The organism is Anoxybacillus ayderensis, assembly GCF_013761015.1.
GTDB classification, from domain to species: Bacteria; Bacillota; Bacilli; order Bacillales; family Anoxybacillaceae; genus Anoxybacillus; species Anoxybacillus ayderensis.
Window position 1 is genome coordinate 130764 of record NZ_JACDUV010000006.1, and the last position, 22423, is coordinate 153186.

Here is a 22423-nt window from a genome sequence, read left to right on the forward strand (position 1 = left end):
GCTCGCACGATTTTTTCAAAATAAAAGGGGGAGTGAATATGGCTGTACGTGAAAAATTTGATGACGATTTACAAACGTTGCGCGATCAACTATTACAGCTCGGAAGTCTGGCGGAAATTGCATTAACTCAATCGTTTGAAGCGTTAAAAACAAAAAATAATGATTTAGCATTACAAGTGCTTGAAAACGATACAAAAATTGATTTGCTTGATGAGGAAATTAACGATTTTGCCATTTTATTAATTGCAAAACAGCAGCCAGTTGCCATTGATTTGCGCCGCATTATTGTCGCCATTAAAATTGCCACAGATGTTGAGCGAATGGCAGACTTTGCAGTCAATATTGCAAAATCAGCCATTCGTATCGGCGAACAGCCGTTTGTCATTTCGTTAAATAAGTTAGAAAAAATGCATGATATTGCGGTAAATATGCTTTCATTAACGTTAAAAGCATATTACGAGGAGGATGTCGTCGCTGCGAAAAAAGTGGCTGATATGGATGATGAAGTCGATCGTCTGTACGGGGAAACGATTCGGGAGTTACTTGAGCGCACAAAAGCACATCCAGATGCGATGTCGCAAATTACTCAGCTCTCGTTTACAGCACGTTACATTGAGCGCATTGCAGACCATGCGACAAACATTGCTGAAAACGTCTTTTACTTAGTGAAGGGAAAACATTACGACTTAAACGATTAAAGCAAAAAGGATGTCCAACGTTGGACATCCTTATTTTGTTATTTTTCGTGCAATTTGTTCATATGACATGTCGCTTGTTATGACGTATGTTCCGGGGCGTACCGCGCGCGTTAATTGATGTGCATCTAAATATGTTAAAAACGACTGGGCGTCATCAATAATATGCGCTTGTTGTAGACGCTCTGCAATGTCACGACTTGCTTCTCCCTTAGCGATTGTTAACGTATAAATGTACGTTTCTTTTTGAGGTGGTGTCGTTTTTTTCGTTTCTTTTTTTAATTTTTCTAGTGCATTCGCTAGTTCGTTTCGTTCAGCAACGAGCTGTTCATATTGTTTTTCGCTTACGGTATTATTTTTTGATTCGTTATGATTTGTATAGTAAATTGTAGCGATTATCGTTGTAGCAAACAATATCCCACCCGCAAAGGCACGCGTTGTCCGTTTCATCGTTCATTCCTCGCGATCATTATATTCACTTCATCTATCGGCATGTTAAGCTTACGAGCAATTTGCTCTTTTGTCCACCCTTGTTTATATAAGTGAGCAATTTGCTCTTCATTCGAAAATGGCTCGATTCCGACAAGCAACTCTTCTTCAAGTGCTTTCACTCGCTTTTTTACTTCGTATAATTGTTGCATCGTCGATAATGTTAGCTGTTCTACTTGTTCTTCTACTTCTTTGACGGGATCTTTTTGGAAGAAAGAAATGAGCAATAGTATGATAGCAAAAGAAACGAGTCCAACAAATGTATATTCGATCATGTTTTTCACCCCACTTTATTATACATAGGAATGCAGCGATCATGCATCATTTTCGTGTTAAATCGACAATTTTCATCTATTGTCCGCAAGTAGCTGTCATGATATGATAGAAAAAAGTGTGCTTTCACTTGGGGGGGATATGTTGTGAAAGCGGTTATTATGGCAGGGGGAAGAGGAACGCGGTTACGTCCGTTAACTTGCCATGTCCCGAAGCCGGTCGTACCGATTATGAATAAACCTGTGATGGAGTATAGTATTGAGTGGTTAAAACAATATGGTATTACACATATTGCTGTAACTGTTGAATATTTAAGTGACGAAATTATTGAATATTTCGGGGATGGACAGCGGTTTGGTGTGCATCTTCATTATTTTGAAGAGGCGACGCCGCTTGGGACGGCAGGAAGTGTAAAACATGCGCAGTCGTTTTTAGACGATACGTTTGTCGTCATCAGCGCAGATACGTTGACGACGATCGATTTACAGCAAGCGATCGATTTTCATTTCTCCAAACAATCATTAGTTACCGTTCTTATGCACCACGAAGCGACTCCTCTTTCATATGGTGGAATTGTAACAGATCGACACGGGAAAATTATTCATTTTGTAGAAAAACCAAAATGGAATGAAGTATGTACCGATTTAGTGAATACAGGCATTTACATTTGTCACCCAACTATTTTTGATTATATGCCACAACATCCACCTTACGATTTTAGTCAACATCTTTTTCCATATCTCGTTCAACACGAATATCCGATATACGGATGGCAAGCAGATGGATATTGGTCCGATATTGGCGTCATTGAGCAATATCATCAAACACATATCGATTTACTGAATGAACGTTTCGTTCCTTCTCACTATAAAGAAATTGCCCCTGCTATATGGGTTGGTAAAGGGGTTAAGATTGCGCAAGGGGTTAAATTAGAAGGACCGATTATGATCGGAGATGATGTACGTATTGATGACTACGCAACGGTTGGACCTTACACGGTCATCGGCCCACGTTCAGTGATCAGTAAACATGCATCGTTAAAACGATCGATTGTTTGGCCTGACGTATATGTTGATCAACATAGTGAATTACGCGGGGCGATCGTTGCTAATGATGTATACATCGGCAAAAAAAATGAAATATTTGATTATGCGGTCATCGGAGCAAAATGTAAATTAGAAAATAAAGTGAAAGTGCAACATGGAGTGAAAATTTGGCCGAATAAAACAATTGCCGAAAAAACGAAAGTGAAACATTCGATTGTATGGGGGGAACAACATACGAAAACGTTGTTCAGTGAACAAGGAATAAAAATGCGGGCATATATTGATGCCCATCCGCTATTTATAACGAGGCTTGCTTCCGCGTACAGTAGCCTATATGAAAAGGATAGTCGCATATTAATCGGCTTTGACGGCCATCCATTTTCGAGAGCAATGGGTATGCTATTTGCCGAATGTTTACACATGTATGGCATGCATACAAACATATATAAAGGTGGATATTTGCCAGCTTTTCGTTATATTGTTCCTCATAAACAGTATCATGGCGGTGTATTTATTACGATGAATGAACATGATGAAGCGATTGTTGACATCTATGACGGATATGGCTACCCGATCGATCGAGCGATGGAACGAGCTATTGAGCAACAAATGAAGCATGAACATGCTTGTTATGTGTCATTGACACAAATCGGTGAAGCGATGAAACAAAAAGAAAAAGACGAATTGTACGTTCGTGCCTTACGACAATGGATTCCTTTTTCGTCATCGGAACAATGGAAAGTAGTCGTTTGTAGCTCGCCTTTACTGCGGGAAATCATTGAACATACACTTCAGTCGTTTGCCATTCAAGTCGTTTGGACAGATCATCAAGACGACGAGCATATTCGCAAGCAAATTAAACGTGAGCACGCTCATTTTGGGATCGTATTTGATCGTTCAGGCGAACGTTTTCGAATTTTTGACGGACAAGGAACGGCATTGACGAATGAGGAAGTCATTTCATTGCACGTATTAGTATCGCTTTTATTTAGTGAAACGAAAAAAGTCGCTGTTCCCTCTTGGGCCCCATCGATGTTGCATACATTAGCGGAACGTTTATATGGGGACATTGTGTATGTCAAAGATGCAAGACGAGATTTTTTGTTTGCCCATCACCATGAGCCGTTTCATTTTTATTTTGATGGACTGTATGCGTGTGTACAACTGTTCCATTTGTTAGCTATTGAACGTTGTTCGCTTCGAGCCGTTGTTTCGTCCATCCCAACGATTCATTTATCATGTCGCGATGTTTATTGCCCATGGCATGAACGAGCAGCTGTCATGCGCAAATTGTTAGAAGAATGTTATGACAAACATGTTGATTTTACAGATGGCATAAAAGTGTATCATGAAGATGGGGCATGGACACTCATTTTACCAAAGGTAGATGAACCGACGTTAACGATTTATTCCCAAGCGACAAATGCTCAAAAAGCAAAAGAATATACAAAATACTATATAAAGAAAATTCGGCAATATCAAAACGTATAAAATTCATATGGAAATTGTTTAAGAAAAATGATATGATGGAAAGGTGTGATTATAATACTTTTGTTTGGAGGGAAAGAACGATGCGTGTAAATATTACGTTAGCATGCACAGAATGCGGCGAACGCAACTATATTTCAACAAAAAATAAGCGCAATAACGCAGAGCGCCTTGAATTGAAAAAATATTGCCCACGAGACAAAAAAGCAACAGTTCATCGTGAAACGAAGTAAGCAGTAGGATTTTTTTCCTGCTGCTTATTTTTTTATGAAATAGGGGGAAGGATAATGGAGAAGAAACAATTACGACAACAAATGAAACAACGTCTCTTACATATGACAAAAGAAGAGCGGAAGAAAAAAGAGAACGTCATTCACGACATATTATTTCAACAACATGGTTGGCAAAAGGCACACATGATCGGTATAACGATTTCAAGACAAATCGAAGTAGACACGATTTGTATTATTGAACGAGCGTGGCAAGAAGGGAAGAAAGTTGCGATTCCGAAATGCAATGTAACAACAAAACAAATGACGTTTCGAAAAATTGATTGTTTTCAACAAATAGAACGCACTTTTTTTGATTTATATGAACCGATTGTAGAAGAAACGAAAGAAGTACAAAAACATGAAATCGATTTGCTATTCGTTCCAGGCCTTGCTTTCGTTCGAGGCGGGTATCGTCTTGGCTACGGTGGAGGATATTATGATCGTTATTTAGTCGATTTTCCTAATGACACCCTTTCACTTGCATATGATTGTCAAATCGTTTCTACGTTGCCGATTGAACAACACGATATTCCTGTTCAAAAGATGATTACGAATGAAGGAATAATCATTTGTGAAAGCGAATTATAAAACAGCATAAGCGTTTTCATATTATACAGGAGAAAAAATTAACAAAATGTTAATAATTCATGCCCCATAAACTTTGTGAAACAGTGTACAATGTAAGTGTGAAACAGATAAACAATGCACATATTGTAAAATGACATATACGAAAGGTGGAAGGAACATGTCAAATAAAGTAAATCGTGTTGTTTTAGTCGGGACAGGTTTTGTCGGTTCAAGTTATGCGTTTGCCCTTTTAAACCAAGGGGTGACAGAAGAACTCGTTCTTATTGACATTAATAAAGAAAAATCTGAAGGGGATGCGATGGACTTAAACCACGGTATGCCGTTTGCCCCATCGCCAACAAAAATTTGGTTCGGGAATTATGAAGACTGCAAAGATGCAGACATTGTTGTGTTAACAGCAGGGGCAAATCAAAAACCGGGAGAAACACGATTAGATTTAGTGGAGAAAAACACGAAAATTTTCAAAAACATTATTGATCAAGTCATGGCGAGTGGATTTAATGGGATTTTCCTCGTTGCAACAAATCCAGTTGACATTTTAACATATGCAACATGGAAGTTCTCTGGCTTACCGAAAGAGCGCGTCATCGGTTCAGGAACGATTTTAGATACAGCTCGTTTCCGTTATTTGTTAGGGGAATATTTCGATGTCGATACACGTAACGTACATGCTTATATCATTGGAGAACATGGTGATACGGAATTGCCGGTTTGGAGCCATGCGTTTATCGGCTGCCGCCCAATTGCTGATATGATGAAAGAAAAACCACAATATAAACAGGAAGATTTAGACAACATTTTTGTGAACGTGCGAGATGCAGCGTATCAAATTATTGAACGAAAAGGTGCAACATATTACGGTATTGCCATGGGACTTGTTCGTTTAACAAAAGCAATTTTACAAAACGAAAATAGCGTGCTTACTGTTTCGGCTTACTTAGAAGGACAATATGGTCAAAACGATATGTACATTGGCGTACCAGCGATCGTAAACCGTAACGGGATTCGTGAAGTCGTCGAATTGCAATTGAATGAAGAAGAAAAAGAAAAATTTACTCATTCTGCAACGGTGTTAAAAGATGTAATGAAACGCGTTGGGTTGCAATAGGTTGTCTCATAACGAGGCAGCCTTTTTATAATTTTAGTGAGAAAAGGGAACGGTAAACATGAGGAGGAGGGTGATCATATTGAATGGAAAAACATTGATCGCGACCTTAGCTGTAGTGCTTGTTCTTTATCGGTTTCGCTATCGGCTATTGAATGAAATTTTGAAACGGGAAGCAGTTCAAAAGCGAGTAGTTCAATGGGGAATGTCTATTCCGTTTATTCGCCAACGTCTTGTACCAACATTGTTTTTACAAAAGTACAAATAGTTGCGCTTTGTAAAAGAGTGTGGTAAAAGAAGGGTATGATAGCGAAGGGAGAGGGAAGGTTGAGCATTCGCTTTGATTTTGTATATTGGCAAATGACGTTTCAATTTTTGCGGGCGAACTATGAAATCGTGTATTTATCGCCTGATGAACGGGAAGTTTGGTTGCAATCTACGCGTGAAAGAAAAGCCCCAATCGTTCGTCTCGTTCGTACGGACATCGATTGGGGCGTATCGTTAAAAAATGATATGCAACGCGCCATGACTGCCGTTGATGAATGGCGGAGGCGACAATTTCGCCGTCATCTTCAAGTTGTTAACATATATGTCATGATGTACCCTCCTGTTGACGATTGGGAACTGTACGTTCATCGCCCGTTAACGACTGAACGAGTACATATGAAAACATTTGTGATGCATATAAACAATATGTATGCCGTACTACGTGAACTAAACATGTTGTTTCATCAATCATTGAAAGTATATGTACCTGATGATTCTCCGATGTTACAACACGAATTACAAGCATTTAAACAACACGTGTTGTCGTTTGCTGAGCGATTGTATGAAAATGAACGGCGCATATTTGAACGTGGAAAAGCGAGATTTACATACGTATTTATCGCCTTGCAAATTGTGATGTTTTTTGTTTTAGAATGGAACGGTGGAAGTACAAATACGTTGACACTTATTGAATACGGTGCGAAATTTAACCCACTCATTTTACAAGGGGAGTGGTGGCGCTTTTTCACTCCGATCGTTTTGCATATCGGTTTTGTACATCTGCTTATGAATACGTTTGCACTATATTATTTAGGCCCGCTTGTTGAAAAATTGTACGGTTCGTTTCGCTTTTTAGCCATTTATCTTTTTGCTGGTTTTTCAGGTTCGCTCGCTAGCTTTTTATTTTCGCCGTCTGTATCTGCAGGAGCGTCTGGGGCGATTTTCGGATGCTTTGGGGCTTTGCTATATTTCGGGAAAGCGCATCCACATCTGTTTTTTCGAACAATCGGCATGAATGTATTGACGGTCATTGGAGTTAATTTAGCGTTTGGTCTCGTTGTTCCAAATATTGATAATGCCGGCCATATTGGTGGCTTAATCGGTGGATTTTTAGCTGCAAGCATTGTCCATCTCCCGAAAGAGCGCGCCCGTCTTGGACAATGGTTGGCTGCTTTGTTCACAGCGGTCGTTACGGCAATTTGTTTATATATTGGCTTTCAACGATCGCCAGCAGATCAAGCGCAACTCATTCTTGCGTTGTCAAAGCAGTACATCGATGAACAGGAATACGGTCAAGCCGAACAAATGTTGACAATCATCAATGAACGAGATGCGCAAGCATATAAAGCAGATTTTTTACGTGCGTATATTCGTATTCAACAAAAAGATTACGATGCTGCGAAACAGTATTTATATGCTGCCATTGAAAAAAACGACCGTTTTCATGAAGCATTTTATTATTTAGCGTTATTGTATGCAGAAGAAAAAAATTACGAAAAAGCAAAACAAGCAGTAGAACGTGCATTGCACATTCATCCAGACGATGAACAATATAAACAATTATTGTTTGAAATCGAGCAATTGCTTTAATATGATCAGTTCTCCATCTGCTGTTTCTGTCACGACAAACAGCTGGCTGTAATCTTTTTTAATTAAAATAAGCGGAACGGTGCTGCCGATCGGGGATTCCATCGAACCGTTCTGTTTTTTTATGCCTAAAAAATAATTTTTGTATAGTCCTTCCCATAAGTTTCCGATCATCGTCTCTGTTTCATTTGTCGTTAAATCCATAAATGGCTGTTCATTATATTGAACAAGCTCGGTTAAGTACAAATGGTAATAATTGTCCTTTGACAAGATGGTTGCCATTTGGTTAGCAGCTTTGTTGACAATAGCTTGTGTTTGTTTATTTAACGCGCTTGCCCATTTTTTTTGTTCGTTTGTCGCTGGCTTGCGAAACGATTGAAGCGGGGCAAAGGATGAGTCTATCACATACAATACATCTCCGCTCATTTTTTGACTACTTCGAATATCATCGCCGTTATGCAACTCTCCTTGATGGTATGAAATAGCTTGAAATAATCGACTTCCTTTTTGTTCGAGCTGTTTTTGTTGAATAAGTTTTTTTCCGTTTTCTTTCCATTTCGATTGGATAGCAATAAGCCGCCCATTAGCAAATAACAAAGAAATATCTTGTCGTAAGTAAGCGGTTCGATCGAGCGATGAAGTGACGATCCAATCGATGATGTAGCGTGTTTCTTTCTTTTTTGGGTGCAACGATAATTTCGTTTGAGCCTGTGTAAAGCGAACAGTCGGGTCGATCGGAAAAAACATAATCGTCTCACGAGCTGGTCGCTCAAACTTTTGGATGATAACGACAAACACAAACAGCAATATAAAAAGTGATAATAGACGTTTCATCTCATTCCTCCGGTCAAGCTTACATTTATAAAAAATGTATGTGTGCATAAAAGGAAATATGTATGAATGACTGGCGATATGTCAAAGATGGATGGTAGTAAATGTAAGGTAGGTGATTGAAGTGAATCAAGTATCTTCACGTCTTTCAGAAAACGTTTCATATATGAAAGAAAAGCTTGGGGTAGGGAAAAGTTTTGACGTCATTTATTTAGATGTGCATTATGCTGGAAAAGATATGGCATTATTTATGATTGACGGATTTGTCAAAGATGATATTCTCCATTACTTAATGAAATTGTTATCTGAATTACCGGCTGGGGCGTTAGATGAGCAACCGTTAAATAAGTTATTAAGAACGCATCTTCCATATGTTGAATTGGATGAAACAGATAATTTCGAGCGAGTCATCGATGGCGTGCTTGCAGGACCGACAGCTTTGTTCGTAGATGGGATGGCAAAGGCAATTTTAATTGATGCACGCACATATCCAGTACGCGGACCGCAAGAACCAGATATGGAACGTGTCGTTCGGGGGGCACGTGATGGATACGTGGAAACCATTGTATTTAACACAGCATTAACGAGACGACGAGTACGCGACCGTTCATTACGGATGGAATATATGCAAATTGGCCGCCGTTCAAAAACAGATGTATGTGTTTGTTATATTGAAGATATTGCAAATTCGACGATTGTTGAAGAAGTAAAACAATCATTAGCGAAAATTGATACAGACGGTTTGCCGATGGGAGAAAAAACGGTGGAGGAATTTATTTCGGGAAGGCACTTCAATCCGTATCCTGTCGTTCGATATACAGAAAGGCCAGATACGGCTGCTGCTCATTTATATGAAGGGCACGTGCTTATTTTTGTTGATGGATCTCCGAGTGTATTAATTACACCAGCAACGTTTTGGCATCATTTACAACATGCGGAAGAATACAGAAATAAGCCGATTGTTGGCGCGTATTTGCGCTTCGTTCGTTTTCTTGCGGTATGGCTCTCCATTTTTTTATTGCCGCTTTGGTATATGTGGATGAAAACGCCACAACTCGTTCCACACGCTTTATCGTTCGTTGCAAAATCAAGTGAAGGAAACATTCCGTTGTTTGGACAAATATTGCTCATCGAATTTGGACTAGATATGTTGCGGATGGCAGCTATTCACACTCCATCTGCCTTAGCTACGGCGCTTGGACTCGTTGCTGCGTTAATGATTGGTGGAATTGCAGTGGAAGTTGGCTTGTTTTCTAACGAAGTCATTTTATATTTTGCGATGGCTACCATTGGGACGTTTGCAACACCGAGTTATGAGCTTGGATTAGCGAATCGGCTCGTTCGCCTTGCGTTGCTCGTTGTCACAGCACTATTTGGCGTCATTGGCTATGTCGTTGGAATTACTGTATGGTTAATGATGCTTGCGCGCATGCAATCGTTCGGTGTTCCGTATTTATGGCCGTTTATTCCATTTTCGTATCGCGGAATGCGCGATGTACTTATTCGCTCACCAATTCCGTTAAAAAATCGTCGTCCAACTGTCTTACATCCGAAAGATCCAGACCGGTAAAAATGTGAAAAATATCGCAAACTCATTGTTCAGTTCTTGACGACCTTTTGTTTTCCTTATACATTTAGAATATGTGGATTGAAAACGCTTATACGTATAGGTGAAGAAAATGAAATCTGTATATGATGTGCAACAGTTGTTAAAAAAATATGGAACGATCATTTACGTCGGTGATCGCCTTGCTGATTTAGAGTTGATGGAAGAAGAAGTGAAAGAATTATTTCAAGCGCAGCTCATCGACGTGAAAGATTACCAAATGGCGCTTCTCATTTTGCGCCATGAAGCGCAAATTGAACGAGAAAAAAGAGAAAAAGGGATGAAAGAACAATGGAACAATGGTTAGTCGGTGTAGATTTAGGTGGAACGACGGTAAAATTAGCGTTCGTCAATATGTATGGGGAAATCATTTGTAAGTGGGAAATTCCTACAGATAAATCGGAACAAGGGAAACATATTACAACACATATTGCAAAAGCGATTGATGAAAAGTTGCGCGAATTAGATGAATCAAAAGAACGTCTTGTCGGTATTGGCATCGGTGCACCGGGGCCAGTCAATATGGCGACAGGAGACATTTATGAAGCAGTAAATTTAGGTTGGAAAAACTTCCCTCTCAAAGATCGATTAGAAATGGAAACAGGACTTCCTGTCGTCGTTGATAACGATGCCAACATTGCAGCAATCGGAGAAATGTGGAAAGGAGCGGGCGATGGCGCGAGAAATTTAATTCTCGTTACGCTCGGCACAGGTGTTGGAGGCGGTGTGATCGTAAACGGTCAAATTGTTCATGGCACAAACGGTGCTGGTGGGGAAATTGGTCATATCACTTCCATTCCTGAAGGGGGAGCACCTTGTAATTGCGGCAAAACAGGATGTTTAGAGACGATCGCTTCAGCCACAGGCATCGTCCGCATTGCGACAGAACGATTGAAACAAACGGACGGACAAAGCCGTTTACGCGACATATGGCAGGAAGCAGGAGCCATTACAGCAAAAGATGTGTTTGATGCAGCGAAAGAAAACGATGCATTCGCGCTACAAATCGTTGATGAAGTGACATTTCATCTCGGCTTAGCACTTGCTAACTTAGCAAACGGTTTAAATCCAGAGAAAATTGTCATTGGTGGCGGTGTTTCCAAAGCAGGAGATTTGTTGGCGCAAACGGTTGCTCGCCATTTTAAACGTTTTGCGTTTCCGCGTGTCGCTGAGGCTGCCGACATCGTCATTGCTACGCTTGGAAACGATGCGGGCGTGATTGGCGGGGCATGGCTAGTAAAAACAAATATATTGTAAAAGCAGACGAGAAAATCGTCTGTTTTTTTGTCGAAAATTTGTCGGTAAAAAACGTCTTGCATTTTTATGAGAAAAAGTGTAAAACAGTCATATGTGGATGCGCGACTTTTCTATTATATCGTTTATCGTTTAAGAAACAGTTGCTTTTTTGTTAAGAAAGTATTAATATTGTCTTTGGTTAAGATAAAAAAATGTAAAAAAACGGGTGTTCCTCATGCAGCATAGAATAAGCATCGGATGTGAGTGGATTAAAGGAGGGAGAACATATGAAAAATTACCGTTTCGTTCTTTTAACGGTATTGCTTTTATGGTTAAAGACGTATTTAGTTTATAAAAATAGTTTTGATATAAAAATTGATTCATGGAAGCAGGAGTTCATTTTATTTATTAGTCCATTAAGCTTCCTGTTATTTATTTTTGGGCTTGCTTTATTTATGAGCGAAAAACGACGGAATCGCTATATTGTAATTACAAGTTTCATTGTTTCATTCGTTTTGTATGCGAACGTCATGTTTTACCGCTTCTTTAGCGACTTTATTACCATTCCTGTGCTGTTCCAAACGAACAACATGGGCGACTTAGGAAATAGTGTATTTGAATTAATGAACGTTTCTGACATGTTCTTTTTCCTCGACGTTGTGTTGCTTGCTTGGATGGCGTATAAAAAAGTGTCCATTGCACAGTATGTGCCTGCGACAAAACGATTCCGCCGCACATATTTTATTGCGACCGTGGCACTTGCGTTGTTTAACCTAGGATTAGCGGAAACAGAGCGCCCAGAATTATTAACGCGTACGTTTGACCGTGAAATGTTAATTAAAAACTTAGGGATATACAACTACCATGTGTATGATATTATTTTGCAGTCGCGTTCAAAAGCGCAACGTGCATTAGCGGATAGTAGCGAATTAGCAGATATTCAAAACTACATTAATGCCAACGAAAAAGCACCGAATAAACAATTGTTCGGTATTGCAAAAGGTCGCAACGTCATCATCGTTTCGATGGAGTCGTTACAAAGTTTTGTCATTAACAACACTGTAAATGGACAAGAAATTACGCCGTTTTTAAATGACTTTATTAAACAAAGTTATTACTTTGATAATTTCTATCATCAAACAGGACAAGGAAAAACATCTGATGCTGAGTTTATTATTGAAAACTCGTTATACCCACTTGGTCGTGGTGCTGTCTTTTTCACACATGCGACAAATGAGTATAACGCGACGCCAGAAATATTGAAAAACTACGGTTACTATTCAGCCGTATTTCATGCGAATAATAAAAGTTTCTGGAATCGTGATGTGATGTATCAATCAATGAAGTATGATCGTTTCTTCTCGATGACGGACTATCACATTACGGAAGAAAATTCAGTTGGTTGGGGTTTGAAAGATATTCCGTTTTTTGAACAATCTGTCGAGCATTTAAAAACGTTGCCACAACCATTTTATACAAAGTTTATTACATTAACGAACCACTTCCCGTTTGAATTAGGGGAAGAAGATAAAATGGTTCCAGAGTACACATCAAATAGCCGAACGTTAAACCGTTATTTCCCAACGGTTCGGTATATGGATGAGGCGTTAAAAGTATTTATTGAGAAGCTGAAAAAAGAAGGATTGTATGAAAATTCTATCATCATCCTTTACGGCGACCATTACGGCATTTCGGAAAACCATAATAAAGCGATGGCTCAATATTTAGGGAAGGATGAAATTACGCCATTTGATCACGTTCAATTACAACGTGTTCCGTTGATCATCCATATTCCAGGTGTGACAGATAAAAAGCCGAAAGTGATTTCAAAAGTGTCTGGACAAATTGATGTGAAGCCGACATTGCTTCATTTGCTAGGCATTGATACACGCAATCAAATTCATTTTGGTGAAGATTTATTCTCAAAAGATAAACTTGATTTCGTCGTTCTTCGTGACGGTAGTTTTGTGACAAAAGATTATGTATATACGAAAAACGCATGTTACGATAAAAAAACAGGAACAGAAGTCGATGTATCTTATTGCGAGCCGTATATGGAGAAGGCGCGACAAGAGCTCGATTACTCTGACAAAATTGTATATGGTGACTTGTTGCGCTTCTACAATAAACAACAAGAAAATAAACAATAAGCTAGCTCTTAAGATAGGGCTAGCTTTTTTTATCTATACATACGGACAAAAGTACCGTTCATACAATGTAACAAGGGGGAGAGAGCGATGTACGACTTTTCGACATTGATGCGTGATATCGAACAACTGCAACATCATTCGATTGTTCGTATACATGAAATTGGACGAAGTGTGCTAAATAAACCGATCATTGAATTGCAAATTGGCGAAGGAGAAACATATGTGCACATGAACGCGTCGTTTCATGCGAATGAATGGATTACATCAGCAGTTGTGATGGCGTTTGTGCGCGACTATGTGCAAGCATTGAAGGATAAGCAACATCTGTTTGGATACGATGTACAACCATTGTATAAAAAAACGACGTTATCAGTTGTGCCGATGGTCAATCCAGATGGGGTCGATCTTGTGTTACATGGAAGGAAAGCGGCTCAACATTATGAAGAGGAGGTATTAAACATAAACGAAGGAAGCGAAGATTTTTCACAATGGAAAGCAAACATTCGGGGGATAGATTTAAACAATCAATTTCCTGCGAAATGGGAAGTAGAGAAAGAAAGAAAAGTTCCAAAAGCCCCCGCTCCTCGCGATTTTCCTGGTTTTTCTCCATTAACAGAACCGGAAGTGCAAGCGATGGCAACATTGACAATGGAGCGTGACTTTTTTAAAGTACTAGCTTTTCATACGCAAGGAAAAGAAATTTATTGGGGATATGAACAATGTGAGCCACCCGAAGCGGAAGAAGAAGTGAATGAATTTGCGAAGTGGAGTGGGTATGTACCTGTTCGTTATATTGACAGCCATGCAGGATATCGCGATTGGTTTATTTTCAATTGGAAGCGATGTGGGTATACAATTGAGCTTGGTGAAGGGGTAAATCCGCTTCCGTTTTCTCAGTTTCATTCTATTTACAATGAAAGCATCGGTATTTTTATGACCGCCCTTGCTCGTACGTAAAAAGACGCCGATACGTTGGCGTCTTTTTAATGGGCAACTGGATATCCGTGATGAATAACAGTCATAATTGTAAACCAACCGAATACGGCAACTGTTCCGATCCCGAGCAATACGCCGAGGAAATTTTTCTCGCGCAACGAACGGATCACACCGTAAGCAGCGAGCAATGTGACTAACGTAAAAATCACGACTAAAATAATTCCTGTTGGCATAACTTCCCCTCCTTATGTACACCGATTATTCCTTTTTCATTGTAAACGTTTTTGTTACGTTTGTCGAGGTGCAAAACGTATGTTGTTCGTGTACAATGAGGATAGAATATACAGAAAGCGGGGAAATGAGATGAAGTGGGAGCGAATTCCTTTAGGTCCATTGCAAACAAATGCGTATGTGCTCGTTCATGAAAATGGGACGTGTTTAATTTTTGATCCAGGTAGCGAAGGAGAAAAATTAATTAAACATATTTTGGAAAACCGTTGGACACCGTTAGCTGTGTTGCTTACACATGCTCATTTTGATCATATTGGAGCTGTGGACGATGTAAGAAACCAATGGTCGATTCCTGTATATGTACATAAAAAAGAACAACATTGGCTCACAGATCCAATGAAAAATGGCTCTTTATTATTTATGGGAGAAACGATCATTGTAAACGAAGCTGACGTGTTGCTTGAAGAAGAGAAAACGTTGACGATTGGTGATTTCTCGCTTCAAGTGCTTGAAACACCGGGACATTCACCAGGTAGTGTATCGTACTACGTAGAAGATGCTCAAGCGATCGTGTCAGGAGACGTATTATTTGCAGGAAGCATCGGTCGCACCGATTTACCAGGAGGAAATTACGAACAGCTGTTGCAAAGCATACATCGTCAGCTCCTTGTTCTTCCTGAAGAAACGGTTGTGTTATGCGGTCATGGTCCAGAAACAACGATCGGAGCAGAGATGGATACAAATCCGTTTTTAAACGGTTTTTAGGCAAAAAAAATTCCCTTCTCCATACAGAGAAGGGGGTTTGGGGGATGTTTTTATTCCTATAATGGGAGGGGATATAGTTAAGCTACTAACTTAACAATATAACAAATTAAACACTATGTCAATAGTGAAAAAGGGTGCAGATAAAAAAATGTTAGAAAAAATGAGAAATCAACGTTTGTCATACGCAGATTACATGAAGTTAGCGTTGTATGATGAACAATACGGATATTATATGCAACGAAAAGAAAAAATCGGACGTGCAGGAGATTTTATTACAACGAGCAACGTCGGACATATTATTGGGCATGTATTCGCGAGCGTATTTATTCGTTTAATAGAAACATATGATGTTCCGCCATTTATATGTGAAATCGGTGGAGGGACAGGTCGATTTGCTTATGCCGTTTTAGAACAGTGGAAGCGCCAATCGCCAGACACGTTTGAAAAAGGCAAATATACGATCGTTGAGACAAGTTCGTATCATCGAGAAAAACAAGCGGAAACACTCGCTCCATTGATTGATCACGTACATATTGTTTCGAGTTTTGCTGAGCTTTCTTCCGCTTTCTCCGGCATCGTATTTAGCAATGAATTATTTGATGCTTTTCCTGTTCATGTCATTGAAAAACGGAACGGTCAAATATTTGAATGTTTTGTTGCAGTAGAAGGCGATCAGCTTGTTGAACAGTGCGCTCCGCTTGAAAACGAAGAAATTGTTGAATATATCGTTGAGCGGAACATTCAGCTCGTTGACGGGCAACGATTTGAAATCCCGTTAGCGATGAAAAATTTTATTTTTCAGCTTAATCAAGCGATTGATGAGGCGATCATTTTTACAGTTGATTATGGGTACACTGATGAAGAGTGGAAACATCCAGCACGAAAACAGGGCAGTTTACGTGGTTATTATCGCCATCAGCTTATTGATGATCCGCTTCGTTATCCGGGAGAAATGGATCTCACGACGCATATTCAGTGGGATGCGTTACGTTTTTATGGGGAACAAGCAGGCTGGTCATTTACTCATTTATGGCGTCAAGATGAGTTTTTATTGCAGGCAGGTATTTTGAATGAACTCATTGAACATCATGATCCGAATCCGTTTTCTGAGCAAAGTCGACACAACCGCGCCATTCGCTCACTCGTTATGGGCGATATTGGAAGAGCATTTCAAGTGATGGTTCAACAAAAGAAGATGAATGTTCCAATTTTTACATAAAAAAGCGATGAGGTGCACTCATCGCTTTTTATTCGCCCACGCCAGGGACCATCATAAACGTCGTCCAGTACGTAAATCCGGCAAAAAAGACCGTTAAATACGCACCGAAAATGTAAATATACATTCTTTCTGTTAATTTTAAGTAGCTTAACAAAAGAAAGAATCCTGTTTGGCCGAGGAACAATAATGACGTTGTATGCATATGGCCAAGATAAAACATGACAGCAAAAATTCCTGTCCAAAATGACAAGACGCGGAACATACGATCCATATGTATCCCTCCTTTTCTGACCGTTTCCCTTACTTATTATAATGTACTTGAAATGGTTGTGTAAACGTTCTATTTTTCTAGGATGGCTTGATACGTACATGAATTACAGCCTGATGGCATAATTTCTTCTGTGACTAGTTCAGCGTTTGTAAACAATACTTCTAACATCCCTTTTAAAAAGGCGTTATGCATATAACAGACGGAATCCGGATGTGCAAATGCAAGTTCTTTAAACGGACAGTTGAAAATTTCAAAATAAATTTTCCCTTGATTTTCGCTATAATGGAACGTCGGATAAAATCCTGCTGCTTCGGCCGCTTTTTGTAAAATGTTCATTTTTTCTTCCACACTTAACTGGTCAAGCGTTTGCATTGATTGAACGTGTTGTTGTACAAGTTCTTGACCGAATAACTTTCCTGTTTCATACAACGCTTGTTTCCCTGCTTCTCCGAGTTTCATCATCGCATGGATCGCAATTTTTGATAGCAGCTGGTAGTCGCGAAACGGAAAATGAAGCTGAATGACATCATCAGATAGACGGTATAGCCTGCTCGGCCTGCCGCCTTTTCCTGTTTTTTTCGTTTCGGATACAAGCATATTGACATCTTCAAGTTTTGTTAAATGAAGACGAGCGACGTTCGGATGAATATGAAAAGCATCAGCAATTTCTTGGACAGTTACTTCTTGATGTTTTCTAGCAATATACTGATAAATTTCGTAACGAGTCGGATCGGCAAGGACGCTTGTGATTTTTAATACTTGGTCCATTATGTCTCACTCCTATATGTTCATTCATTTACATTATAATACATGTATTTCCACAATGGAAATGCATATATAGGCCTTTTTCCCTATCTTTTTGTAACGTTCACAAAGTTTTAAAACAAATTTCTGTACAAATATTAAACAAACATTATACAATATGTATAACATGAGTGGAGAGAGGAGTGTGTTGTCATGCTGACTGTATATATGCACCCGAGTTGTACATCGTGTCGAAAGACAAAAAAGTGGTTATGCGCCAACAATATTGAATTTCGTGAGCGTCATTTGTTTCGTGAAACACCGACCTATGAAGAATTGTTGCACTTATTGTCATTAACGACGGAAGGAATCGATGAAATTTTAGCAACGCGCAGTCAATCGTTTAAGCAACTTGTTGAAAATGTTGAAGAGTGGCCGTTATCGAAAGTCGTTGAGCTGCTTGTGAAAGAACCCCGTCTCCTTCGCCGTCCAATCATCACAGATGGCAAACGGCTCGTTGTTGGCTATAACCCTTCAGCGTTAAAAAACATCGCAAAAAAATATCGTCGCGTATGTGTTTCATGACGTTCACCCGCACATGGGTGAATATTTTTTTGAATTTTTTACGAATGAAGAAGGAATTTGACGAAACATGTTGAATAATGAAGGCGAAAAAATAGAGAAAGGGGGATGACGTTGCAGGCAATTGAACAGTTAGCTGATCGCTTAATTGAAGAAGCTTATATGCTTCAAGCTTCCGACATTCATATCGTTCCGCGCAAACAAGATGCGCTCGTGCAATTCCGCTTAGGAGGGATGCTCGTTACGAAAAATGTGTTATCGAAACAGACGTGTGAACGTTTGCTTGCACACTTTAAATTTCTCGCTGATATGGATATTGGAGAACGTCGTCGTCCGCAAAGCGGAGCGATGGAAATGAACCTTGCCCACACGACTGTACATCTTCGGTTATCAACGTTGCCTACCATCTATGACGAAAGCTTAGTTATCCGTTTGCTCCCGTTACATTCATTTCTTCCGCTGAAACAACTCGCGCTCTTCCCTTCAATGGCAAAAAAGTTGCTCGCCTTATTAAACTATTCTCATGGGCTTATTATTTTTACAGGACCGACTGGATCCGGAAAAACGACAACGCTATACAGTTTGTTAAACGTATGTCGTCACCATTTTCAACGAAATGTTATCACGCTAGAAGATCCGGTTGAAAAGCGGGCGGAAGATGTATTGCAAGTGCAAGTAAACGAAAAAGCTGGTATTACGTATGCAGCAGGGTTAAAAGCGATTCTCCGCCATGACCCAGATGTCATTATGGTTGGGGAAATTCGTGATGCGGAGACTGCGCGAATTGCCGTTCGCGCCTCGTTAACAGGACATCTCGTGTTAACAACTATGCATACGAAAGATGCGGTTGGTGCTATTTATCGCCTTCTTGAGTTTGGTGTGCCATTTCAAGAAATGGCCCAAACATTAGTCGCTGTAACAGCGCAACGTCTTGTACAATTGAAATGTCCGTTTTGTGAAGGAGAATGCTCACCTTTTTGTCGACAGTATCGACCTGTTCGACGAGCAGCTGTTTATGAACTGCTATATGGAAATGAACTGGCACAAGCGATGCGAGCAGCGAAAGGAGAGCAAGCGACATATATGTACACTCGGTTAAAAGATGTCATTAAAAAAGGAATTGCGTTCGGTTTTTTACATGAAAGCGTCATTGAAAGTTGGTTGTTAGATGAAGCGACGTTGTAATTGGTCGTTACAGGAGCAAAGTATGTTTTTCCTTCAACTCGGTAAATTGCTTAGTAAAGGGTATTCGCTTGCTCAAGCGATTGAGTTTTTGCAAATTCAACAACCTCCTGCAAAGCAACGCGATCTGGACGATTGTGTACAAGCATTGCGATCAGGTGTGCCGATTCATGAAGTTTTTTCTCGCATCCAATTTCATTCTCATCTTTTAGCCTATGTCTTTTTTGCCGAGCAACATGGACAACTTGCTCACGGATTGATAGAAGCAGGGGAAATCGGACAAATGAGGGCACGTTACGTTGAGCAAGTGAAACGTATGTTGCGTTATCCGTTATTTCTTTTTAGTTTTTGTATCATGATGTTTTTCATGTTTCAGCAAGTATTGGCTCCCCAGTTTTCTCATCTTCTTTCTTCGTTTCATGCTCGTTCATCTTTTTCTACTTTCATGTTTACTGCTACAGTATGGTTTCCGCGTATACTTTCTGCTGTGCTCATGATGTTCGTTTTCTTAGGCTTGTTTTATTTGTTTTTCATTCGCTCATGGCCCATTCATAAGCAAGTAGATTTGTTTATGAAGCTCCCGCTTGTCCGTTCATGGATTGTGTCATTTCATACGCAAGTATTTTCTTTACAATTAAGCCACTTGCTAAAAGGAGGGCTGTCTATTTATGAGGCGCTACAAATTTTTGAGCATCAATCCCACCTCCCATTACTGAAGGAAGAAGCGAAAATCATGAAACAGCAACTATGCGCAGGTGAAAAACTAGATGAAATGATTCGGCAGCGGAAGTATTACGAAAAGGAACTGTCATTTGTCATTCGGCACGGTCAGTCAAATGGGGAATTAGTGCAAGAATTATTCCATTATAGCCAGTTTTCATTGCAAAAATTAGAAAATCGTCTGAAAAAAATCGTATATATTACTCAACCACTTTTGCTTAGTTGTATCGGTATTTTTGTCATTTTGATGTATATCGCTATGTTGTGGCCTATTTTTCAACTGTTAAATCATATATAGAGGGGGATGTATATGAGAAATGAAAAAGGATTCACATTAATTGAAATGTTAATTGTATTAATGGTCATTACCATTTTAATTTTAATTACGATCCCAAATGTGACAAAACATAACAGTATGATTAATAACAAAGGATGTTCAGCGTTTTTAAAGATGGTTCAATCCCAAGTAAAAGCATATGAAATGGAGCACGGAACGATCCCGACGGTGCAACAGTTAGTAGATGGAAAATATATTGAAAGTAACCGCTGTCCAAATGGAAAAGCGATTGTCATCACGAGCGAAGGAGACGTTTTAGAAAGTGAATGAACGAGGGTTTACGTTGATCGAAATGTTAATCGTTCTTTTTGTTGTAACAAGCATCATGTCGTTTACCGTTCCACCATTTCAGCACGTGTTAGCTGAGCGACAGTTGCAATATTTTTTAGAACAGTTTAGAAATGATATGTTATATGCCCAACAATATGCAATGAGCCGGAAAAAGACGGTAGCGATTATATTTTATTTCGACACATGTCGTTATCAAGTGAAAGAAGGAGGGACATTTGGGAAGGAGCTCCTCGCTCGTTCCTTCCCTTCCCCTTTTCAATTTCAAATGGCTACGTTATCTCCGCCACTTTATTATTATCCGAACGGCAATGTGAATAAAGCAGGGACGCTTCTTGTTGCATACGGAAATAAAAAATATAAAATCGTTTTTCAATTAGGGAAAGGGAGAGTGTATGCACAAAAATTGTAACGGTTTCACGTTTGTTGAACTGCTCGTTTCGCTTAGTTTATGGAGCGGTTTAATCGCTATGTTACTCGCTCATTGGACAATTGTTGTTATAGAACGGGAAAACAAAAAAATAGAGACGATTGCGAATGAAATTTTATATGAGGCAATGATGAATGAACATCGTGTAAACGAAACGGTCGTTGTTCGGGGAAAACGCACATTTTCATTATTTATGCGATCGAATGAGCGATGCGTTCGTTGGGAAGATTGGCTAAAAAGAACGAAGGAAAGATGTGAGCCATTGTTGCAATGATTCGAACAGAAAAAGGCTTTACGTTAATTGAAGTATTGATGTCGCTTACCGCCTTTTTAATCATTTTATCTTTATTGGCAACAGCATTTCATTTATCGTTGAACTATACAGCAAAACGCGGGAACTTTCACTATTTTGAATGGCTTGTTTTTATTCAACAAGCAAAAATGGAACTAAGGGAATCAAAAGACGTTCGGATATACGGGACAACGATTCAATTCGATAAATGGACGGGTGAGCGTGTGACGTACGAAAAGTATGGAACGATCATTCGTCGGCGTGTAAATGCTACCGGTCATGAAATTATGCTTCAATCTATTCAACATATATCGTATGAAAAAGAACAAACGGGCATTCGCATGCGAGTATTCACAGATAAGGGGGATGTATATGAAGCGTTTATCCCGTCTTTTCGATCATATGAAAAATGAACAAGGTGTTATTTTGCCGTTTACGGTCATGTGTGCGTTGTTTATAAGCGCTCTTTTTCTTCACTCTGTGGCATTGTATCATACAGACATACAGTTTTTTGAAGAAGAAAAAAAGTGGTATGAAGCAGATTATTTAATGAAACAAACGCTCATTCATGTGAAACAAACGCTTGCCAATGCACCGGAAAACGTGCCATCATTAAGCCAAACGATTTCATTTCCTCGCGGTCGGGCAACGTATCATGCAACAAAAAACGGAGCAGATGTTTGGTTTGTCAATGTATCATGTATAACGAATGCTCAATTTCGCTATGACGTTCAGTTTCAATTTCATGTATTAACAAACGACATTTCGGGGTGGAAAGAACTATACTAGAAAG

The 22423-nt window shown here is 39.5% G+C and carries 27 protein-coding genes and 1 pseudogene; 22 read left to right on the forward strand and 6 right to left on the reverse strand.

Going from position 1 to position 22423, the window contains the following annotated elements; genetic code table 11:
- The first annotated feature begins 38 nt into the window (after positions 1–38).
- Positions 39–698 (forward strand): phosphate signaling complex protein PhoU, encoded by a 660-nt coding sequence (gene phoU / locus HNR63_RS10030; RefSeq protein ID WP_021095198.1) that lies wholly within the window; start codon positions 39–41, stop codon positions 696–698.
- A gap of 30 nt (positions 699–728) precedes the next feature.
- Here the strand turns inward: phoU and HNR63_RS10035 are convergent, their stop codons facing one another.
- Positions 729–1145 carry an endolytic transglycosylase MltG gene (locus tag HNR63_RS10035; protein WP_042534284.1) on the reverse strand — a complete coding sequence of 139 codons (417 nt, stop codon included), beginning with the start codon at positions 1143–1145 and terminating at the stop codon, positions 729–731.
- Entirely contained in the window at positions 1142–1459 is a 318-nt protein-coding gene (locus tag HNR63_RS10040) for a hypothetical protein (protein WP_220127478.1), read from the reverse strand. Before HNR63_RS10040 ends, HNR63_RS10035 begins: the two co-directional genes overlap by 4 nt.
- Before the next feature lie 144 nt (positions 1460–1603).
- On the opposite strand from HNR63_RS10040, the gene HNR63_RS10045 reads away from it, so the two are divergent.
- The 6 genes from HNR63_RS10045 to HNR63_RS10070 all read left to right on the forward strand — a co-directional run bounded on the left by HNR63_RS10045 (position 1604) and on the right by HNR63_RS10070 (position 7813).
- A complete protein-coding gene (locus HNR63_RS10045; protein WP_181520607.1) occupies positions 1604–3994 on the forward strand; it encodes a sugar phosphate nucleotidyltransferase in 2391 nt (796 codons plus the stop codon).
- An 80-nt stretch (positions 3995–4074) separates the two neighbouring features.
- A complete protein-coding gene (rpmG, locus tag HNR63_RS10050) occupies positions 4075–4224 on the forward strand; it encodes a 50S ribosomal protein L33 (RefSeq protein WP_021095202.1) in 150 nt (49 codons plus the stop codon).
- A gap of 54 nt (positions 4225–4278) precedes the next feature.
- A complete protein-coding gene (locus tag HNR63_RS10055) occupies positions 4279–4851 on the forward strand; it encodes a 5-formyltetrahydrofolate cyclo-ligase (protein ID WP_181520608.1) in 573 nt (190 codons plus the stop codon).
- Positions 4852–5008: 157 nt separating this feature from the next.
- Positions 5009–5959 (forward strand): L-lactate dehydrogenase, encoded by a 951-nt coding sequence (locus HNR63_RS10060; protein WP_181520609.1) that lies wholly within the window; start codon positions 5009–5011, stop codon positions 5957–5959.
- A gap of 79 nt (positions 5960–6038) precedes the next feature.
- Positions 6039–6224 carry a hypothetical protein gene (locus HNR63_RS10065; protein ID WP_043964003.1) on the forward strand — a complete coding sequence of 62 codons (186 nt, stop codon included), beginning with the start codon at positions 6039–6041 and terminating at the stop codon, positions 6222–6224.
- Between the two features lie 59 nt (positions 6225–6283).
- A complete protein-coding gene (locus tag HNR63_RS10070; RefSeq protein ID WP_246316781.1) occupies positions 6284–7813 on the forward strand; it encodes a rhomboid family protein in 1530 nt (509 codons plus the stop codon).
- On the opposite strand, the gene HNR63_RS10075 is transcribed toward HNR63_RS10070, so the two are convergent.
- Positions 7784–8644 carry a hypothetical protein gene (locus HNR63_RS10075; protein ID WP_181520611.1) on the reverse strand — a complete coding sequence of 287 codons (861 nt, stop codon included), beginning with the start codon at positions 8642–8644 and terminating at the stop codon, positions 7784–7786. The genes HNR63_RS10070 and HNR63_RS10075 overlap by 30 nt on opposite strands.
- Positions 8645–8807: 163 nt before the next feature.
- Here HNR63_RS10075 and HNR63_RS10080 point away from each other — a divergent pair, with 163 nt between their 5' ends.
- The 5 genes and pseudogenes from HNR63_RS10080 (at position 8808) to HNR63_RS10100 (ending at position 14590) form a co-directional block, all read left to right on the forward strand.
- Positions 8808–10211, forward strand: coding sequence for a spore germination protein (locus HNR63_RS10080; protein WP_220127491.1), 1404 nt, complete (start codon positions 8808–8810; stop codon positions 10209–10211).
- A 109-nt stretch (positions 10212–10320) separates the two neighbouring features.
- Positions 10321–10554: a YqgQ family protein gene (locus HNR63_RS10085; protein WP_009373964.1), complete on the forward strand. Its 234-nt coding sequence runs from the start codon at positions 10321–10323 to the stop codon at positions 10552–10554.
- A complete protein-coding gene (locus HNR63_RS10090; protein ID WP_181520613.1) occupies positions 10539–11504 on the forward strand; it encodes an ROK family glucokinase in 966 nt (321 codons plus the stop codon). The genes HNR63_RS10085 and HNR63_RS10090 overlap by 16 nt, the downstream gene beginning before the upstream one ends.
- A 266-nt stretch (positions 11505–11770) precedes the next feature.
- Positions 11771–13633: an LTA synthase family protein gene (locus tag HNR63_RS10095; protein ID WP_181520614.1), complete on the forward strand. Its 1863-nt coding sequence runs from the start codon at positions 11771–11773 to the stop codon at positions 13631–13633.
- 65 nt (positions 13634–13698) lie between these two features.
- Positions 13699–14590 (forward strand): annotated as a pseudogene (locus tag HNR63_RS10100) (M14 family metallopeptidase).
- Between the two features lie 26 nt (positions 14591–14616).
- Here HNR63_RS10100 and HNR63_RS10105 read toward each other — a convergent pair.
- Positions 14617–14802, reverse strand: coding sequence for a DUF2759 domain-containing protein (locus HNR63_RS10105; protein ID WP_009373955.1), 186 nt, complete (start codon positions 14800–14802; stop codon positions 14617–14619).
- 130 nt (positions 14803–14932) lie between these two features.
- On the opposite strand from HNR63_RS10105, the gene HNR63_RS10110 reads away from it, so the two are divergent.
- Complete coding sequence (locus HNR63_RS10110) at positions 14933–15565, forward strand: MBL fold metallo-hydrolase (RefSeq protein WP_181520616.1); 633 nt, start codon at positions 14933–14935, stop codon at positions 15563–15565.
- 115 nt (positions 15566–15680) lie between these two features.
- Complete coding sequence (locus tag HNR63_RS10115; RefSeq protein WP_181520617.1) at positions 15681–16784, forward strand: class I SAM-dependent methyltransferase; 1104 nt, start codon at positions 15681–15683, stop codon at positions 16782–16784.
- 28 nt (positions 16785–16812) lie between these two features.
- Here HNR63_RS10115 and HNR63_RS10120 read toward each other — a convergent pair whose 3' ends face one another.
- Positions 16813–17055 carry a DUF2626 domain-containing protein gene (locus tag HNR63_RS10120; protein WP_003394032.1) on the reverse strand — a complete coding sequence of 81 codons (243 nt, stop codon included), beginning with the start codon at positions 17053–17055 and terminating at the stop codon, positions 16813–16815.
- 69 nt (positions 17056–17124) lie between these two features.
- The gene (locus HNR63_RS10125) at positions 17125–17823 is read right to left on the reverse strand and encodes a helix-turn-helix transcriptional regulator (RefSeq protein ID WP_181520618.1); all 699 of its coding nucleotides are present in this window, start codon (positions 17821–17823) and stop codon (positions 17125–17127) included.
- A 189-nt stretch (positions 17824–18012) separates the two neighbouring features.
- Here HNR63_RS10125 and HNR63_RS10130 point away from each other — a divergent pair, with 189 nt between their 5' ends.
- The 8 genes from HNR63_RS10130 (at position 18013) to comGG (ending at position 22419) form a co-directional block, all read left to right on the forward strand.
- Complete coding sequence (locus tag HNR63_RS10130) at positions 18013–18384, forward strand: Spx/MgsR family RNA polymerase-binding regulatory protein (protein ID WP_021095216.1); 372 nt, start codon at positions 18013–18015, stop codon at positions 18382–18384.
- Between the two features lie 111 nt (positions 18385–18495).
- Positions 18496–19566: a competence type IV pilus ATPase ComGA gene (gene comGA, locus HNR63_RS10135; RefSeq protein ID WP_085788979.1), complete on the forward strand. Its 1071-nt coding sequence runs from the start codon at positions 18496–18498 to the stop codon at positions 19564–19566.
- Positions 19567–19588: 22 nt separating this feature from the next.
- Positions 19589–20581, forward strand: coding sequence for a competence type IV pilus assembly protein ComGB (gene comGB, locus HNR63_RS10140; protein ID WP_246316782.1), 993 nt, complete (start codon positions 19589–19591; stop codon positions 20579–20581).
- Between the two features lie 6 nt (positions 20582–20587).
- Positions 20588–20890 carry a competence type IV pilus major pilin ComGC gene (gene comGC, locus HNR63_RS10145; protein ID WP_181520620.1) on the forward strand — a complete coding sequence of 101 codons (303 nt, stop codon included), beginning with the start codon at positions 20588–20590 and terminating at the stop codon, positions 20888–20890.
- A complete protein-coding gene (comGD, locus tag HNR63_RS10150) occupies positions 20883–21320 on the forward strand; it encodes a competence type IV pilus minor pilin ComGD (RefSeq protein WP_181520621.1) in 438 nt (145 codons plus the stop codon). Before comGC ends, comGD begins: the two co-directional genes overlap by 8 nt.
- Positions 21304–21612, forward strand: coding sequence for a competence type IV pilus minor pilin ComGE (comGE, locus tag HNR63_RS10155; protein ID WP_181520622.1), 309 nt, complete (start codon positions 21304–21306; stop codon positions 21610–21612). Before comGD ends, comGE begins: the two co-directional genes overlap by 17 nt.
- On the forward strand, positions 21609–22043 hold the full coding sequence (gene comGF / locus HNR63_RS10160) for a competence type IV pilus minor pilin ComGF (protein ID WP_021095222.1): 435 nt from the start codon (positions 21609–21611) through the stop codon (positions 22041–22043). The genes comGE and comGF overlap by 4 nt, the downstream gene beginning before the upstream one ends.
- Entirely contained in the window at positions 22003–22419 is a 417-nt protein-coding gene (comGG, locus tag HNR63_RS10165; RefSeq protein ID WP_181520623.1) for a competence type IV pilus minor pilin ComGG, read from the forward strand. Before comGF ends, comGG begins: the two co-directional genes overlap by 41 nt.
- Positions 22420–22423 lie beyond the last annotated feature (4 nt).

Bases quoted from the DNA above. Each gene is read 5' to 3' on its own strand.
- comGG (WP_181520623.1), top strand. From the start codon at position 22,003: ATGAAGCGTTTATCCCGTCTTTTCGATCATATGAAAAATGAACAAGGT.
- rpmG (WP_021095202.1), top strand. From the start codon at position 4,075: ATGCGTGTAAATATTACGTTAGCATGCACAGAATGCGGCGAACGCAAC.
- HNR63_RS10130 (WP_021095216.1), top strand. From the start codon at position 18,013: ATGCTGACTGTATATATGCACCCGAGTTGTACATCGTGTCGAAAGACA.
- comGB (WP_246316782.1), top strand. From the start codon at position 19,589: ATGTTTTTCCTTCAACTCGGTAAATTGCTTAGTAAAGGGTATTCGCTT.
- HNR63_RS10055 (WP_181520608.1), top strand. From the start codon at position 4,279: ATGGAGAAGAAACAATTACGACAACAAATGAAACAACGTCTCTTACAT.
- phoU (WP_021095198.1), top strand. From the start codon at position 39: ATGGCTGTACGTGAAAAATTTGATGACGATTTACAAACGTTGCGCGAT.
- comGF (WP_021095222.1), top strand. From the start codon at position 21,609: ATGATTCGAACAGAAAAAGGCTTTACGTTAATTGAAGTATTGATGTCG.
- comGE (WP_181520622.1), top strand. From the start codon at position 21,304: ATGCACAAAAATTGTAACGGTTTCACGTTTGTTGAACTGCTCGTTTCG.
- HNR63_RS10120 (WP_003394032.1), bottom strand. From the start codon at position 17,055: ATGGATCGTATGTTCCGCGTCTTGTCATTTTGGACAGGAATTTTTGCT.
- HNR63_RS10095 (WP_181520614.1), top strand. From the start codon at position 11,771: ATGAAAAATTACCGTTTCGTTCTTTTAACGGTATTGCTTTTATGGTTA.
- HNR63_RS10110 (WP_181520616.1), top strand. From the start codon at position 14,933: ATGAAGTGGGAGCGAATTCCTTTAGGTCCATTGCAAACAAATGCGTAT.
- HNR63_RS10085 (WP_009373964.1), top strand. From the start codon at position 10,321: ATGAAATCTGTATATGATGTGCAACAGTTGTTAAAAAAATATGGAACG.
- HNR63_RS10090 (WP_181520613.1), top strand. From the start codon at position 10,539: ATGGAACAATGGTTAGTCGGTGTAGATTTAGGTGGAACGACGGTAAAA.
- HNR63_RS10060 (WP_181520609.1), top strand. From the start codon at position 5,009: ATGTCAAATAAAGTAAATCGTGTTGTTTTAGTCGGGACAGGTTTTGTC.
- HNR63_RS10040 (WP_220127478.1), bottom strand. From the start codon at position 1,459: ATGATCGAATATACATTTGTTGGACTCGTTTCTTTTGCTATCATACTA.
- comGC (WP_181520620.1), top strand. From the start codon at position 20,588: ATGTATATGAGAAATGAAAAAGGATTCACATTAATTGAAATGTTAATT.
- HNR63_RS10080 (WP_220127491.1), top strand. From the start codon at position 8,808: ATGAAAGAAAAGCTTGGGGTAGGGAAAAGTTTTGACGTCATTTATTTA.
- HNR63_RS10075 (WP_181520611.1), bottom strand. From the start codon at position 8,644: ATGAAACGTCTATTATCACTTTTTATATTGCTGTTTGTGTTTGTCGTT.
- HNR63_RS10035 (WP_042534284.1), bottom strand. From the start codon at position 1,145: ATGAAACGGACAACGCGTGCCTTTGCGGGTGGGATATTGTTTGCTACA.
- HNR63_RS10125 (WP_181520618.1), bottom strand. From the start codon at position 17,823: ATGGACCAAGTATTAAAAATCACAAGCGTCCTTGCCGATCCGACTCGT.
- HNR63_RS10105 (WP_009373955.1), bottom strand. From the start codon at position 14,802: ATGCCAACAGGAATTATTTTAGTCGTGATTTTTACGTTAGTCACATTG.
- HNR63_RS10115 (WP_181520617.1), top strand. From the start codon at position 15,681: ATGTCAATAGTGAAAAAGGGTGCAGATAAAAAAATGTTAGAAAAAATG.